This is a genomic window from Rhizobium sp. BT-226 (assembly GCF_025847085.2).
In the GTDB taxonomy this organism is placed as follows: Bacteria; Pseudomonadota; Alphaproteobacteria; order Rhizobiales; family Rhizobiaceae; genus Rhizobium; species Rhizobium sophorae.
Genome location: NZ_JAOYTI010000005.1, coordinates 380370 through 395956 on the forward strand (window position 1 = coordinate 380370; position 15587 = coordinate 395956).

The 15587-nt window shown below is 61.5% G+C and carries 13 protein-coding genes and 1 pseudogene; 8 read left to right on the forward strand and 6 right to left on the reverse strand.

The window, feature by feature from the left end; translation table 11 throughout:
* Window position 1: 1 nt before the first annotated feature.
* The 3 genes from OIU37_RS28800 to OIU37_RS28810 all read right to left on the reverse strand — a co-directional run bounded on the left by OIU37_RS28800 (window position 2) and on the right by OIU37_RS28810 (window position 5296).
* Complete coding sequence (locus OIU37_RS28800; protein WP_264259387.1) at window positions 2–1909, reverse strand: ABC transporter substrate-binding protein; 1908 nt, start codon at window positions 1907–1909, stop codon at window positions 2–4.
* A complete protein-coding gene (locus tag OIU37_RS28805; protein WP_180696877.1) occupies window positions 1909–3798 on the reverse strand; it encodes an ABC transporter ATP-binding protein in 1890 nt (629 codons plus the stop codon). Before OIU37_RS28805 ends, OIU37_RS28800 begins: the two co-directional genes overlap by 1 nt.
* A gap of 154 nt (window positions 3799–3952) precedes the next feature.
* On the reverse strand, window positions 3953–5296 hold the full coding sequence (locus tag OIU37_RS28810; protein ID WP_129419344.1) for an adenylate/guanylate cyclase domain-containing protein: 1344 nt from the start codon (window positions 5294–5296) through the stop codon (window positions 3953–3955).
* Window positions 5297–6049: 753 nt separating this feature from the next.
* Between OIU37_RS28810 and OIU37_RS28815 the strand changes: the two genes are divergently transcribed.
* The 4 genes from OIU37_RS28815 to OIU37_RS28830 all read left to right on the forward strand — a co-directional run bounded on the left by OIU37_RS28815 (window position 6050) and on the right by OIU37_RS28830 (window position 8615).
* On the forward strand, window positions 6050–7387 hold the full coding sequence (locus OIU37_RS28815) for a nucleotide sugar dehydrogenase (RefSeq protein WP_264259388.1): 1338 nt from the start codon (window positions 6050–6052) through the stop codon (window positions 7385–7387).
* Window positions 7388–7466: 79 nt separating this feature from the next.
* Window positions 7467–7718 carry a type II toxin-antitoxin system Phd/YefM family antitoxin gene (locus tag OIU37_RS28820; RefSeq protein WP_182208428.1) on the forward strand — a complete coding sequence of 84 codons (252 nt, stop codon included), beginning with the start codon at window positions 7467–7469 and terminating at the stop codon, window positions 7716–7718.
* A 1-nt stretch (window position 7719) separates the two neighbouring features.
* A complete protein-coding gene (locus tag OIU37_RS28825; protein ID WP_182208429.1) occupies window positions 7720–7992 on the forward strand; it encodes a Txe/YoeB family addiction module toxin in 273 nt (90 codons plus the stop codon).
* Between the two features lie 248 nt (window positions 7993–8240).
* The gene (locus OIU37_RS28830; protein WP_264259389.1) at window positions 8241–8615 is read left to right on the forward strand and encodes a tudor domain-containing protein; all 375 of its coding nucleotides are present in this window, start codon (window positions 8241–8243) and stop codon (window positions 8613–8615) included.
* Between the two features lie 70 nt (window positions 8616–8685).
* Here the strand turns inward: OIU37_RS28830 and OIU37_RS28835 are convergent, their stop codons facing one another.
* The gene (locus OIU37_RS28835; protein ID WP_171605002.1) at window positions 8686–9912 is read right to left on the reverse strand and encodes a DUF3095 domain-containing protein; all 1227 of its coding nucleotides are present in this window, start codon (window positions 9910–9912) and stop codon (window positions 8686–8688) included.
* A gap of 73 nt (window positions 9913–9985) precedes the next feature.
* On the opposite strand from OIU37_RS28835, the gene OIU37_RS28840 reads away from it, so the two are divergent.
* Window positions 9986–10465: a class I SAM-dependent methyltransferase gene (locus tag OIU37_RS28840; protein WP_264259390.1), complete on the forward strand. Its 480-nt coding sequence runs from the start codon at window positions 9986–9988 to the stop codon at window positions 10463–10465.
* Window positions 10466–10498: 33 nt separating this feature from the next.
* Here the strand turns inward: OIU37_RS28840 and OIU37_RS28845 are convergent, their stop codons facing one another.
* A complete protein-coding gene (locus OIU37_RS28845; RefSeq protein WP_264259391.1) occupies window positions 10499–12289 on the reverse strand; it encodes an ABC transporter ATP-binding protein in 1791 nt (596 codons plus the stop codon).
* A gap of 356 nt (window positions 12290–12645) precedes the next feature.
* Window positions 12646–13101, reverse strand: a complete 456-nt coding sequence (locus OIU37_RS28850; RefSeq protein ID WP_264259392.1) for an Rrf2 family transcriptional regulator — start codon at window positions 13099–13101, stop codon at window positions 12646–12648.
* 129 nt (window positions 13102–13230) lie between these two features.
* Between OIU37_RS28850 and OIU37_RS28855 the strand changes: the two are divergent.
* The 3 genes and pseudogenes from OIU37_RS28855 (at window position 13231) to OIU37_RS28865 (ending at window position 15584) form a co-directional block, all read left to right on the forward strand.
* Window positions 13231–14135: pseudogene (locus OIU37_RS28855) on the forward strand (NAD(P)/FAD-dependent oxidoreductase).
* A 246-nt stretch (window positions 14136–14381) separates the two neighbouring features.
* Complete coding sequence (locus OIU37_RS28860) at window positions 14382–14825, forward strand: DUF805 domain-containing protein (protein ID WP_264259430.1); 444 nt, start codon at window positions 14382–14384, stop codon at window positions 14823–14825.
* Window positions 14826–14828: 3 nt separating this feature from the next.
* Window positions 14829–15584: a hypothetical protein gene (locus OIU37_RS28865; RefSeq protein ID WP_180696882.1), complete on the forward strand. Its 756-nt coding sequence runs from the start codon at window positions 14829–14831 to the stop codon at window positions 15582–15584.
* Window positions 15585–15587 lie beyond the last annotated feature (3 nt).

Consider the following 15587-nt stretch of genomic DNA (forward strand, 5'->3'; position numbering starts at 1 on the left):
CTCAGGCCTCCTTGTACCAGAATGCATCCGGCATATAGACGCCGAGATAGGAGGTGGGGTCGAAGCCGTAGAGCGCTCTCGCCGGCAGGTTCTGCAGCTTGGCGGCGCGAAGGATCGGCTGCGGCGTGCTGTTGATGAGGCCGATCGAGAATACCTGCTGCGTATAGAGCGACAGCATCTTGTGCCAGATCACCTGGCGCTCTTCGAATTTCGCCGCCGTCCCCCATTGGCTGAGCAGGTCGACCAGTTCGGCTGCCTCCGGCAGGTCGGGTGCGACGCCCTCCTGGCCGGCCGAGAGGTAGTGCATGCCCCAGAGCGGCCATTGCAGCTGATCGTCGAGCGTCGGCGCAAGTCCGGCGGGCGACATGTCGGCCGTCGGCACGCCATTGTCGAGGCCGTACCAGATCGACATCATGATCGAGCCGCTCATGGCGCGGTTGCGGAAGACGTCGCGCTGCGAGGTGCGCGTATAGAGCGCCAGGCCGATATTGGCCCAGTGGTCGTGCACCAGTTCCAGCACGTCGGTGTCGAGATTGCTCTCGCCGGCGGTCTCGACGGTGATCTCGGCGCGCCGCCCGTCCGGCAGCCGCCGGATGCCGTCGTCGCCGCGCTTGCTCAGGCCGAGTTCGTCGAGCAGGCGATTGGCCTCGTCGGCATCGAACTTCACATAGGCATCGGCATATTCCTGCTTGAAGAGCGGGCTGTCGGGCAGGACGGTATCGGCGCTCGGGGTGCCGAGGCCGTAGAAGGCGACCATGTTGATCTCGTGCCGGTCGATTGCCAGCGACAGCGCCCGGCGCAGTCGCACATCGCGGAAGAGGCCGCGCCACACCTCGTCGGCGCAGTTGAGGTTGGGCAGCAGCGTGATGCGCGAGCCGCGCGCCAGCTTCCAGAGGTCGACCTTCACCGGGAAGCGCTTCTCGGCCTCCTTCAGGAATGTGTAGTCGTTGAAATCGATGCCGGTCGCCTGCAGGTCGGCTTCGCCGGCTCCCGCCTTGGCGGCGATGATCGACGAGGAGGAGACGTTGAGGATGAAACGGTCGAGATAGGGGAGCTGCCTGCCGGTCTCGTCGACGCGATGGAAGAACGGGTTGCGCTCGAAGACGAACTGCTCGGACGGCAGCGCCGTCGTATTGCGCCAGGGATCGAGCGTCGGCAGGTTCGGATTTTCCGGACGGTAGGAGCGTGCCATCTTGATGTGCAGATCCTGCCATTTCTTGACGCGATAGGTCTTCATCAGCTCGTCCATCTTCGCCTGGTCCGGCTGGAATTTCTTGTGGAACTGCTTGAGATAATGACCGGGGCCGCAGATGACGAGCGGCAGAGGCCCCGCCAGCGTCGGCAGGAACATCGGGTTGGGTTTTTCCCAGGTGTAGCGCACCGTCAGCGGATCGAGCACCTCGAAGCGCGGCAGGCTGCCGTGCGGGCGAAGCTCGAGCGCGCCGCCGCCCGGTGTCAGCTTGTCGTTCAGGATGACGTCTTCCCACCAGTAACGGAAATCGTCGGCCGTGAACGGCTGGCCGTCGGACCATTTATGGCCCTCGCGCAGCGTGAAGGTGAAGACCGTGTCGTCCTCGGACTGGAAACCGGCCAGGATATCCGGCTGGAACTGCAGGTGCTTGTCGTAACCGACGAGGCGGGCATAGCCGTAGATCGTCATGAAACGGATGTCGCGCTGGCTGCCGATGATGGTGCGCACCGTGCCGCCGTAGGCCCCGGGTTCGAGCCCCATCTCCTTCAGATTGACGATGCGTGGGCGGACGGGAATGCGTTCGGCCATCGGCGGCAAGCTGCCTGATGTCAGCCGCTCCTTCAGGAATTCCGGCTCGCCGACCTGTCCGGCGCGAAGCACCGCGGGCGCGATCGCCGCGCCGACGAGGCCGCCGAGAAACGTGCGACGCGTCACCATCAGCGCAACTCCTTGGCATCGGCGCCTTTGCGGGCGCGCACCAGATGACCGTCGCCGAGGTCGGCATAGGCAAGTTCGGAAGCGTCGTCATGCTCGGCGGTGAAGGTCGCCCCCCAGTTCTGCTTGTCGGCGGCGCCGTTTTCCCTGAGCGCCTTGAAATCGAGCGGCCGGTCGAGATCGGGGAAGGGGACGGCGGCGAGCAGCGATTTCGTATAGGGGTGCACCGGATCGCGCAGGATGATCTCGCGCGGCGCAATCTCGACGATGCGGCCCTTGCACATCACCGCGATGCGGTCGGCCATATAGTCGACGACGGCGAGATTGTGCGAAATGAACAGATAGGTCAGCCCCAGTTCCTTCTGCAGATCCTTCAACAGGTTGAGGATCTGTGCCTGCACGGAGACGTCAAGCGCCGACACCGGCTCGTCGAGGATGACGAGCTTCGGGCCGAGCGCGAGCGCCCGCGCGATACCGATGCGCTGGCGCTGGCCGCCCGAAAAACTGTGCGGGTAACGGCTGAGATAACGCTTGTCGAGGCCGATTGCCGCCATCAGGCCTTCGACCTTGCGCTTGCGCTCGTCACTGTCGCCGCGGTCATGGATCTCGAGAGGTTCGCTCAGGATGTTGCGCACCGTCATGCGCGGCGAGAGCGAGGAGACCGGATCCTGGAACACCATCTGGATCTTGGTCCGCATGTCCTGCAATTCTGAGCCTTTGACGGAGAGGACGTCGACGACCTCCTTGCCGTCGTTGAACACCACCGCGCCGCTGTCCGGCGTGATGGCGCGCATCAGGATCTTGCTGAGCGTTGTCTTGCCGCAGCCGGACTCGCCCACCAGGCCGAGACATTCGCCGCGGCGGATGTCGAAGCTGACGTCGTCGACGGCGCGCAAGATGGTGGCTTCGTGCTTTCCGAAGAAACTGCGCTTGCGCGTCTTGTAGGTCTTTGAGAGATTGGCGACGGACAGCAGGATGCCGGGCGCCTCCGCCTGGAGCGGCTTTTTCTTGCCGACCAGGGACTCGAGATTGACCGTTACATCGCGCAGCGCTTTCAGCCGCTCGCCGGGTTTCATGTCGAAATGCGGAACGGCGGCCATCAGGCCCTTGAGATAGGGGTGCTGCGGATTGCGGAAGATATCCTCGACCGGCCCGGCTTCCATGATCTCGCCGTGATAGATGACGACCACCTCGTCGGCCATGTTGGCGACGATGCCGAGATCGTGGGTGATCAACAGCATCGCCATGCCGAGCTTGGCCTGCAGCTCGCGGAGCAGTTCCAGGATCTGCGCCTGGATCGTCACGTCGAGCGCCGTCGTCGGCTCGTCGGCGATCAACAGTGCCGGCTTGCAGATCAGCGCCATGGCGATCATCGCGCGCTGGCGCATGCCGCCGGACAGTTCGAACGGATACATGTCGTAGGTGCGATGTGGATTGGAGAAGCCGACAAGGCCAAGCATCTCCTCGGTCTTTTCACGGGCTTCCTGCTTGTCGGCTTCGGTATGGATCAGCAGCACTTCGCTGATCTGATTGCCGATCGTATGCAGCGGCGAGAGCGAGGTCATCGGCTCCTGGAAGATCGTCGCCATGCGGCGGCCGCGCAAGTCGCGCATTTCCTCGCTGTCGCGCGGAAAGGACAGGATGTCGGTCGTGCTGCCGTCGAGCGGATCGGTGAAAAGGATGCTGCCCGAGGCCTTGGCCGGATTGGGCAGGATGCCCATGATCGACTGGCTGATCACCGATTTTCCCGAGCCGGATTCACCAACGAGAGCGGTGACCTTGCCCGGAAGAATGCGAAGATTGGCTTGCTTTACGACGCGTAGCCGGTCACCGAAAACCGAGAAGGAGACGTCGAGATTTTCAATACGCAACAGATCCGCTGCAGACGCCATACCAATGAAATTCCCCAGTCTTCTATGTTCCCGTTAAGGCACACTATCGTACCGCAAACGGGGTGTCCAGTTGATGACAATCATAGAAAAACCCCCACGTCCCGCCGAAGTTCCCCGGGCGAGACGCGCAGATTATGACGGGGGTTGTAAGCTCTTACTGGATGAATTTCTCCATGCTGGTGCGCTTGACCTGATTCTTGGCGTCGCGATGCAGGAGAATGACCTGCTCGGCTTCTGAAAGTCCGTTCTGCACGGCCTCGCGGAAGCTCTCGTCGACGTTGATCGCCGGCGCCGGCGCGCGCGGCTGCAGCACGGTCACCTTCTGGCGGATGCCGCGCAGCTTCTCTTCGCCGAGCGTCGTCCATTCGCCGCCGCAATAGCCGGCGAAAGCCTGGCTGGCGACGACCTCGCGTCCGTATTTCTTGGTGAGGATCTGCAGACGTTGCACCTCGTTGACCGCCGAGCCGAAGGCCGAAAAGGTCAGGCGGTCCTTGAGGCCGACATTGCCGAACATGACGTTGCCGACATGCAGGCCGATGCCGTAGCCGACCCTGGTCAGGCCCTTCTGCTCGCGGTCCCTGTTGAGCTCGGCGACCCGCGCCTGCGCCTGATGGACGGCCGAAAGAGCCGCCTCGCAGGCAATTTTCGATGGGTCCTTGTGACGTCCACAGGGATAGACGGCGAGGAAGCCGTCGCCGAGGAAACTCAGGATCTCGCCGCCATTACGGTTAAACGGGGCGGCGATCGCGTCGAAGAACTGGTTCAGCGTGTCGATATAGGCCTGTCGGCCTTCCTTTTCGGCATACATGGTGGATTCGCGCATGTCGCCCATGACGAGGGCCGCGCGGATCGTCTCACCATCGCCGCGGCGGATCTGGCCGTTCAGCACCCGCTTGCCGGCGTCGCCGCCGAGATAGGTGGTCAGCATGTTGTTGGCGAGCTTGCCGAGCACCGCCATCTTGGCGGCGACCGCCAGATGGTTCTGCATCCTGAGCAGCGCGTCGATCATGTCGTCGGAAAAGCCGGTGTTATGGTCCGTCGACCAGGAACCCATCATGCCCTGCACCGAGCCGTCGCCGAAGGGCTGCACGAAGGCGAGGTAATCGGTGATGCTGTCCTTGCGCAGGTCCTCGAAAATCGGGAATTCGTTCGGCCCTTCCTGCATCAGCCGGCGGCGGATATGCTGCAGATTGTTGTCGAGCAGGTAATAATACGGGCTCTGCAGGAAGCGGTCCGGCTTTTGCCCGGCGGGCATGCGGAAGCCCTCGATGGTGACGCCGCTGGCGCGCCGCCAGGTGAAGCTGAGCGCATCGTAGAGCGGATGCAGCATCGAAAAAGAAAGATGCACGCGCGCGAGCGGCAGGCCCGCAGCGGTGAGCCTTTCGCAGAAACCGCGGACGATGTTTTCAAGCTCGTCTCCGGCCAGCGAGGAGTTCGTCAGCCATTCAGCGACCCGGTCCAACAGGATGGAGGACACGCTGGATTCGATCGTGCTCATTCTCGGTATGATCCTCATAAGGCACGCCATCCCCAAGAGAAAAAGTCCCTCGGCCGGCACATTGTCATGCGCAGGTCACAAGGAAATCAGGATGTACGAGCGGTATTATTTGTCAACGATCTGCCGAGAGCCCGGCAGCGGCGCCCCTCATCTCCCCGGCTGGGGGATCGGACGGGAAGTCCTTTCTCGGTGGTTCATTATCAAAAGTCAAAATAGGGATGCTGCAAATGCGAAACAATGGGATCGGGATTTTTTTGTGCGCTCAAGTTGCAGCGAAGGGCACGGCCTGAGTCATTTCCGCCACACCCGGCTAAGGGTGCTGTCCTGTTAGCAGATCGGCGCCAGGAGGTGTGACGCATCATCCGCTGCGCCAACGGTGAGTTTGGCAAAAACAGGCCCCCACGCTCCGTCATCCCAGGCCTTGATGAGCCTGGGATCCATGCCCGTTTTTGATGGAGGCCGGCGTGGATCCTCGGGTCAAGCCCGAGGAAGACGGAGGGTGAGGTGAGTTCTGGAGCAAGGCCAGCCAGGAATACGAGCGCCGCTGCGATTTTTACGCGGGCTTGGTCAGCCCATCGTCCGCCCTAGGGGCACCGACCCGACTGGGGGTGGCGGCAGCCAAGTGAGGGGCAGTCACGGGCGCGAACAAGACAGCAGCATCGCCGGCGATAAGAGGAAGATCGGCGTCCGGGTTTAATTTGCCTGGATCATGCATTAGATCAGCCTTCTCTTCCCCGTTTGAAAGATCCCGCCTTGGCCAGCTCCTCCTTCGATACGCTTTTGCAGAAGATCGAAACCCGTACGGCTCGCGCCGGCATCATCGGCCTCGGCTATGTCGGCCTGCCGCTGGCGATGGCGGTGGCGCGCAGCGGCTTTGCGGTCACCGGCTTCGACATCGATCCCGGGAAGATGGTGGCGCTCGATGCCCGCCGCTCTTATATCGACGCCGTCAGCGACGCGGCGCTGGCCGCCGAGATCGATGCGGGACGCTTCCAGGCGACGACCGACTTCGCCGGTCTTGCCGCCTGCGACGTCATCATCATCTGCGTACCGACGCCGCTCACCAAACATCGCGATCCCGATCTTTCCTTCGTCGAGGCGACGTCGCGCTCGATCGCCCAGCACCTGCGCCCCGGTCAGCTCGTCGTGCTGGAATCGACCACCTATCCCGGCACGACTGACGATGTGGTGAAGGTCATTCTCGAAGGCACCGGGTTGAAATCCGGATCGGACTTCTTCGTCGGCTTCTCGCCGGAACGCGAGGATCCCGGCAACCAGCATTATCATACTGCCACGATCCCGAAGGTCGTCGCCGGCGACGGGCCTGAGGCGCTGGGGCTGATGAAGGCCTTCTACGGTGCGGCGGTATCTTCGGTCGTTCCCGTCTCTTCGAATGCGACGGCCGAGGCCGTGAAGCTTACCGAAAACATCTTCCGCTCGGTCAATATCGCCCTCGTCAACGAGCTGAAGACCGTCTATGCGGCCATGGGCATCGACGTCTGGGAGGTCATCGACGCGGCCAAGACCAAGCCCTTCGGCTACATGCCCTTCTATCCCGGCCCCGGCCTCGGCGGCCATTGTATCCCGATCGATCCCTTCTATCTCACCTGGAAATCGCGCGAATACGAGCTGCCGACCCGCTTCATCGAGCTTGCCGGCGAGATCAATTCGGCAATGCCGCGTTATGTCGTCGGCAAGCTCGCCGAAGCCCTCGACATCCGTGCCGGCAAGGCATTGAGCCGCAGCAGGGTGCTGGTGCTCGGGCTCGCCTACAAGAAGAACGTCGCCGATATCCGCGAGAGCCCGTCGCTGCGGCTGATAGAGATCATTGAGGAGCGTGGCGGACACGCAGATTATCATGATCCCTTCGTCGCCGAGATCCCGCCGACGCGCGAATACCAGGCGCTGAAGGGCCGCAAATCGGTGACGCTGACGTCTGATACCATTGCCGGCTACGATGCGGTGCTGGTCGCGACCGATCACGACAGGGTGGATTATGCTACGCTCGCAAAAAGCGCCGCGCTGATCATCGACACGCGCAACGTCTTCAACCGGCTCGGCCTTTCGGCCGATCACGTCATCAAGGCGTGACGGAAACACGACCGCCTATTTGACTCTTGAAGAAATATGTACATATATACGTACATTGGTGGCCAGGAAAGGATGCTCGATGGCACATGTTCGTTTGACGGAGTTCCGGCAGAACATTGCAACCTATTTCGATCAAGTCCTGTCTTCTCGGGCTCCTTTGCTCGTGACCCGTCAAGGTTCGGAAGCAATGGTCCTCATTGCCGAAAGCGAATACGAGAGTATGCAAGAGACGCTGCACCTGCTCTCGACGCCTGCCAATTCTGCCCGGCTGCGGGAAAGTATCGGACAGCTTCGCAAGGGCCAGGTGATTGAGAGCGATCCAACTCTCTGACATGAAGCTGCTATGGACCCCGAATTCCTGGGAAGAATACGAATACTGGCAGAAGACCGACCAGAAGATGGTCGAAAAAATCAACGAACTGCTCAAGGATGCAAAAAGGTCACCCTTTAAAGGTCTTGGAAAGCCGGAGCCGCTGAAGGGCGACCTCTCCGGATTCTGGTCAAGGCGCATCCTTGGAGAGCATCGACTCGTGTACTGCGTCACAGGCAAGGGCTCCAACCAGCAGTTGGAAATCATCCAGTGCCGATTTCATTACGAAAAATAGCGTCTGGCGGATTGCTGGTGATCGAGATCATCGACACACGCAACGTCTTCAACCGCCTCGGCCTCTCGGCCGATCACGTCATCAAGCATGGCGGGACGCGTCTATAATCGAAATCGATTTAAGGAATTATACAGCTAATCCGCGCAGATTTCTTTCGTTAATGCAGACTTCATCCCTACACTTTAAGCATTCCGAGCTCGCCACAACCATTTCGGGGCGGATTGGACTAGTTCCGAGGGAGGAATATCTTGAACAGTTTTGTTGCTGCGGCTATCGCCATCGGTGTTATGTGCTCCGGCGCTTCTGTTGCATCTGCGCAGACGAAGGGCGACTGGGTTCTCGGAAACTACAAGGGGGCCGGTTATTGGTTCCCTGGCGTTATCGACAACACCTCCGGCGGGAAGGTCACCATCCGATTTGATGACGGCGATAAGGAAACTGTTCCTTTGAGCGACGTGCGCCCTTACAACTGGGTCATCGGGATGAAGGTGGAGTGCAACTACAAGGGCGCCGGCGATTGGTATGCAGGCAAGATCACCTCGCTTGGCGGCGAGAAGATCGGCATTGCCTACGATGACGGCGACAAGGAAACCACACGCACCGGTCGTTGCCGTTCCCGATAAATCGTTGCATGAACCAAGATGAGATCAGCCGGCCGCCGTCAAAGCGGCGGGTTTGCCGTCGCTGCGCGTCTCAAATGACCTGCGGCGCTGTCGAAAGCGATTTGCCGGTCATCCGGCTCGCAGCCACGGCATAACCGCCTGATGCACCGTCGATGAAATGCATGTGGTCGCGCGAGATCGGCGTCGGCACGAAGCAGGTCATCAGCGCCGAGGCCTGCCGATGCAGGCCATAGCGGGCGATGCCCTTGGCCCGCGCCGCTTCCAGTAGCGTCTCGATCCGCTTCAGATGTTCGGCGTCGACGTCGATTGTCATCTTCAGCCCGTCATCGAACTTGCGGAAATCGGAATTGCCGGCGACGTCGCGCTTGTAGCGGCGGGCGTCGAAGCGGCCGAGTGGAATGCCGAGCTTGTAGCACACGACCGTGATGGCGAGCTGCAGGAAGATGATGAGCTTCTGCCGCAATCGCCGGCCAGCCGGCGCGGTGGCCTTGGCCTCGCGGTTGATGCCGTGCAGCGAGAAGGCAAGGTTCGGGCCATCCGCCGGCACCGGGTGGCTGTCCCGGTTCTGCTCGGTGGTGATGGCGACGATGCCGTTGACAAGGTCCCGGAATTCCTGCCCCGGCCGGCCTTCGCCGGGAACCGCGATGATCGAGACTATCTCGCCGTGCCTGGCGTCGATCGGGCTCCAGCGGCAGGAAAGGCCGTTGAGATCGGGGCGCGTTCCCGGGGCCGCGCGGGCAACGCCGTACCGGCCGAGCTTCATCTGTTTTTCGGCCCAGCTGGTGCCGCCGCCCCAGAACATCGCATAGGTGACGTGGGGGCTTGCGGAGTAACGCGCGACGCGGACGTCGAGGCCCTCGGCGCGGGTATCGGCGACCGGCACGATGGCGATGCGCAGCGTCAGGCCCAAATCCTCGTCGACCCAGATCTGCACGGCGGCAAGGGCGTCGCGCGCCTGTTTCTCCAGCGAACCCGGAAGCGCAATCAGCGCGCCGTCGCCGCCGAAGACGAAGGGATAATCGCCCTTGCCGACGGAATTCAACACCGCTGATATAACGCTGGCGCCCGCCATGTTGACGTCCTTGTAACGGCCGGCGGCGATCGCCGGCGTCGAGCCGACGATGTCGGCCAGCGCCAGCACCCAACCGTCCGGCAGTGGCCGGTAGTTGGCAGCATCGGTCACGCCCGCGAATTCGCTGAAGAGCGGCACGGCGGCAAAGAAATCTTCGTCAGTCACGGTTTTCATATCGTCCAGCTTAGCACAGACCCATGTCGCCACTGCAACGCCAATTCCCATTTACGGCAATCGACTTGGGAAGGTTTCATGTGTTAGCACGCGCTCACGATTTTCATCACGGATACGGATTTCGATGAGCCGCCTCGACAGCTTCATTCGCCGGTTGACGGCCCAACGCGACATTTTGAATTCGATCATCGATCTGGTGGGCGAAATCGAAGGCCCGGTGCTGGAATTCGGCCTCGGCAACGGCCGCACCTATGACCACCTGCGCGAGAACTTTCCCGGCCGGCGCATCGTCGCCTTCGACTGGGAAGTCCGTTCCTATTCGGCTTCGACACCAGAGGCAGAAGACATGGTGACCGGCAATATCCGCGAGTCCGGCCAGGCCTTTATCGGTATCGGCGCAGCCCTTGCCCATGCCGATATCGGCACCGGCCATGACGAGATCGACGCGGTGACGCTGACCTGGCTGCCACAGCTGATCGCCGGCGTGCTCGCCCAAAACGGCATCGCCGTCAGCGGTCTGCCGCTGGAGCATCCCGAGCTGATAGCACTACCGCTGCCGGATGGCATCAAGGAAGGCCGTTATTTCCTTTACCGAAGGACGTGATACGCCAGAGCATCAGCCCTGGCGTATTACGGTTCACGCCACCAGACCCTTGGTCAGTTCCAGCGCCTGCCGTTCGAACAGCCGGCGATAGATGCCGTTGCTAAGCCGGATCAGCGCCTGGTGGTCGCCTTCTTCGACAATATTTCCCTTGTCGAAGACCAGTAGCCGGTCCAGCGCCCTGACCGTCGACAGCCGGTGCGCGATGACAAGCGTGGTGCGGCCGTTCATCAGGCGTTCCATGGCCTGCTGGATCTGAACTTCGCTCTCGCTGTCGAGGCTCGACGTCGCCTCGTCAAGGATCAGCACCGGCGCATCGGCGAGGAAAGCCCGGGCAATGGCGACACGCTGCCGCTCGCCGCCCGACAGTTTGACGCCGCGCTCTCCCACCATCGTCTCATAGCCTTTGGGAAGGTCCATGATGAAGTCGTGGGCGCTCGCCTGTTTCGCCGCCTGCTCGATCTCGCGGCGCGAGGCATTCGGCCGGCCATAGGCGATGTTCTCAGCCAGCGTGCGGTGGAACAGGATGGGCTCCTGCTGCACGATGGCGATCTGGCCGCGCAGGCTTGATTGCCTGACCCCCGCAATATCCTGCCCGTCGATGCGGATCGAGCCCGACGTCACGTCGTGGAGGCGCTGGATCAGCTTGACGAAAGTCGTCTTGCCCGAGCCCGAATGCCCCACAAGCCCCACGCGCTCACCCGGCTTGATGGTGACGGAAAAGTCCTCATAAAGCGGGGTTGGATGAGCGCCATATTGGAAGGTGACGCGATCGAAGACGATCTCGCCTTCGCCAATCCTGATCGGCGTGGCGTTCGGCCTGTCCTCGATGCCGAGCGGCATCTTGTCGAGCAGCACCAGCTCTTCCATGTCGTTGACGGCCCGCTGCAGATTGCGGATGTCCTGGCCGACATTGCGCAGATAGCCTTGCAGAACGAAGAACATGGCCAGCACGAAGGTGATGTCGCCAGGCGTCGCCAGCCCCTGCCGCCACATGACCAGGCCCGTTCCCAGAATGCCGGCCTGCATGGAAACCATCATGAAGCCCTGGATCGTGCCGCTCGCCGTGCCGCGCTTCCATGTCCGTCGCGTGCGGCTGTCCCATTTGGCCAGCACGTGGCGCAAACGTGCCTCTTCGCGGTTTTCGGCGCCGAAGGCTTTGACCACCGCATTGCAGCTGATGGCATCCGCCAGCGCACCGCCGAGCTTGGTGTCCCAGGCATTGGCAAGCCTTGCCGCCGGCGACACGAAGCCCATGGAAAGCGCCACGGTCACGCCGATGTAAATCAGCGATCCCGCGGCCACGATCAGGCCCATGACCGGCCAGTAGCTGCCGAGCACGATACTGGCGCCGACCAGCATGACGATGGAGGGCAGCAGGGCGACCAGCAGCAGGTCGTTGAGCGAGTCGAGCGCCCACATGCCGCGGGTGATCTTGCGCACCGTCGAACCGGCGAAGCTGTTGGCGTGCCAGTCGGTCGAGAACCGCTGCACCTTGTGGAAGCCGTTATTGACCACATCCGCCATGGTGCGCAGCGTCAGCCGGATAATGCCGTTGAAGATGAACCAGCGCAGCGCCACGCTGGTCATGCCCAGAGCGACGACGACGACAAAGGCACTGAGCGCCTCATCAGCCGCATTGCCGCCGGCGATGGCATCGACGATCCGGCCTGAGAACACCGGCACCATGACTTCGGCGAGCGTGCTTGATATCACCAGCACGACAATAAGGCTCACCAAACCACGCCGATGGCGCCAGTGTTGAAAGACAAAGCCGAGCACGTTGCGATAGGCATCGGCGCGGAAATCGAGCTTCTTGCGAGTCATTTTAACCAGCCCGGCCCGTCTTTCGGCAACCGGTCCTCAAAATCGAGAGTTAGACGGCACAGCCCGAGCGGGAGACGAAATGATCCCGTCGATCAATCGGGCTATGAAGGAAGAGAAAACCGCATGTGGCGCCCCGAGGCGGGCCGCGAATGGCAATGACCTAGCGTCGGGACATGCCGCATCGGAAGGCTTCGATGAATGCTGGTGTCATGCAACGCCTCCCTTGTTCGATCTAAAGCGGTGAGCGTTTTCTACCGAACCAATTCGCTGTTGCCAAGCGGATATTTGCAACCTGACGGAAAGTGATGCGGAAACGACACACCTTGTGCGCTTGCGAGCAGACGCGGCCGTCCCGCTCAGGAGGCGCAGGAATAGGATGTGGCCGGGCGCGTGGCCAGTTTCGCCTCGAAGTCGGCCGCGATTTTGTCCAGCGTCACGCTGTCCAATCGCCGCAGCAGCAGGGCCTGGGCTTCTTTCATCGCGTCGCCGAGGACGACATTCACCGCCTGTTCCACCAGGCATTGCGGCTGGTCGTCGGCCGGGCCGATGGCGAAGAGATGCGGCTCGCCGATGGCGCGGTAGACGTCGAGCAGGGTAATGTCAGACAAGGGACGCACCAGCGTCCAGCCGCCGCCATGGCCTTTTTCGGAGCGGACGTAGCCTTGTTCGCGAAGGCCGGCCATGGTGCGGCGGACGACGACGGGATTGGTGTTCAGCATCTTTGCAATCATGTCGGAGGTCGCCGAATGCTGATGCTTATCCATGTGGATCAGCACGTGCAGCATGCGTGAAAGGCGGCTGTCATTGCGCATGGTTCTCTTCCTATCGATCGGGCGGGCCATTATCGCAAGCTGATCGTAACAAGACAAGTAACATGATACTTGACGGCGGCAACTCATGTAACTTATGTTGAGTCATGAATTATATCAAAGGAGAGTTCCATGTCGTTCGAAGCCATCGTCATCGGCGGAAATTTTGCCGGCCTGTCGGCCGCCATGCAGCTGGCCCGAGCGCGGCGGCGCGTGCTGCTCGTTGACGCCGGCGCGCCGCGCAATCGCTTTTCTCAAGCCTCGCATGGCTTCCTCGGTCAGGACGGCCAGACGCCGGCGGCGATCATGCGGGAGGGAAAACGGCAGCTTTCGCTCTATCCGACCATCAGCATCCGCGAGGGGAAAGTCATCCGGGCGCACAGAGATGGTGACGCATTCATCGTCGGCACCGAAGACGGCGGTGAAGAACGAGCCGCCCGCATCGTGCTTGCAACTGGCGTCAGCGACACGCTGCCTGAAATCCCCGGCCTCAAGGAGCGATGGGGCCGCTCGGCGCTGCATTGCCCCTATTGCCACGGCTTAGGGTCGGCGGCGGCAAGCTCGGCGTTCTCGCAAACCATCCGCATTCGGCCCATTCGGCCATGATGATCCCGGACTGGGGCGAAACGACCTTTTTCACCCAGGCGCTGTTCGAGCCCGATGAAGAGCAATTGGTGAAGTTGACGGCTCGTGGTGTCCGGATCGAACGCAGCCCTATCGTCGAATTGTTGGGCGTCAATCCGACGCTTGAGGCCGTTCGCCTCGCCGATGGCCGCGTCGTGCCGCTCGATGCCGTCTTCGTCGCGCCGAAAACGACGATGGCGAGCCCGGTTGCCGAGCAACTCGGCTGCGCCTTCGACGACGGCCCCTTCGGGCCAATCTTTCGGATCGCCGATAACAAGGAAACCACCGTCAAGCGTGTCTTCGCCGCCGGCGATGCAGCAAGCGCCATGCACAATGCCACGCTCGCCTCCGCCTCAGGCGTGCTCGCCGGGGTCCACTGCCATCAATCGCTTGTCATGCAGTCGGTCGCATAAGGCAGAAACGGCAAGTTAAACGGGTTGAATTCTTCCCCAGCAGTCAAGGACCTTCACGTCCACCTCGCAGCCCCGTGAAAATCTCAACGCGTTAATCATTGCTCTTAAAATAATGGGCCGATGCAACCGACTTATTGCAATTTCTACGTTTGAATTGTAGCTGTTTTCATCTGGATGACTATCAAGCAAGTCGATGGAGACCGTGGATCACCGCGCTTGCAGCAAGCAGAAATGGGGGCATTTCAAATGGGGTTTACTGAAGCTGTTCGGACTGTGCTGAAGCAGAAATACGCAACCTTTTCCGGCAGGGCTTCCCGGTCGGAATATTGGTGGTTCATGCTGTTTTATTTTCTGGCGATGGTCGTACTTGGGTTTCTGGGCGGTGTGCTCGCCTTCGCTACCAGTGGCGGCGGAGCCGCGTCTCCGGCTAGTTACGCTGTAGTCATTTGCGGATTGTTCATCCTCGCGATACTTTTGCCGCTAACAGCTCTGCAGGTTCGCCGCTTCCATGATCGGAACATTTCCGGTTGGTGGTATCTTGCGCTGGTCATCCTGGGCTTTATTCCCTATGTCGGTTTCGGCACGGGTCTTGCGATTTTCATTATCGATGTGCTTCCGGGTACTGAAGGCCCAAACAAGTTCGGGGCGGATCCCCTGCGTCCGGAGATAAGAGCAGAGGTCTTCGCCTAGAGCATGACCATCCGCAACGTCGGCCTGCTGGTGGTTCTGTTGCTCGCCGCCTCGGCTCAGTTCCCGCCCGCACTGGCGCAAGACAGCGACAGTCAGCAGGTTGCGGGCGGCGATCATCAAAGGAGCGCCGCCGGAGCCGAATATGCCGCGCAGTGCCAGCAGAATGGATTGCGCTGCACGCTCGTCTATGGCGACGCTTCTGCAAAAGACGAACCGGTATCGAATACGACAACATCGTCACCACAACGCCGGCCGTTGATGATCCCGCGGGAGCCGGTCGTCAGCGGACCTCTGGCGGTTGCTGCCGTGCTTGTCGGTCTCATCGTGGTCATCGGCTTGTGGATCCGCTTCGGAAATGGCGGTGTGCTGCTCTCATCTGCTCCACGCGACATCAAGCGGCAGGGAGAGGCGCCGGAAAGCTGGCGCACGTCGGCAGCCGAGGCCGAGGAAAAGCCGAGCGACTTCCTGCAGCGCATCGCCGCCATGGCGGATCGCCGGCAGGCGCTGGTCCTGCTGCTCAGGCATTGCCTGCTGCATGCGGCCGACATTACGGGAACGCGTCTTTTCCGCTCGGATACGGAGCGTGCGGTTTTCGCCCGCCTGCCGCGAGATATGCCCGAGCGCGAACGCCTGGAAAATTTCCTGACGGCGGTAGAGCTCGTTCACTATGGCGGCCGCACGCTTGCCGAAAACCATTTCGGCGTCCTGCTGACGACCGCGCGCGGCTTGCTGTCATCAGGCAGAGTGGCCAATGCGTAACTC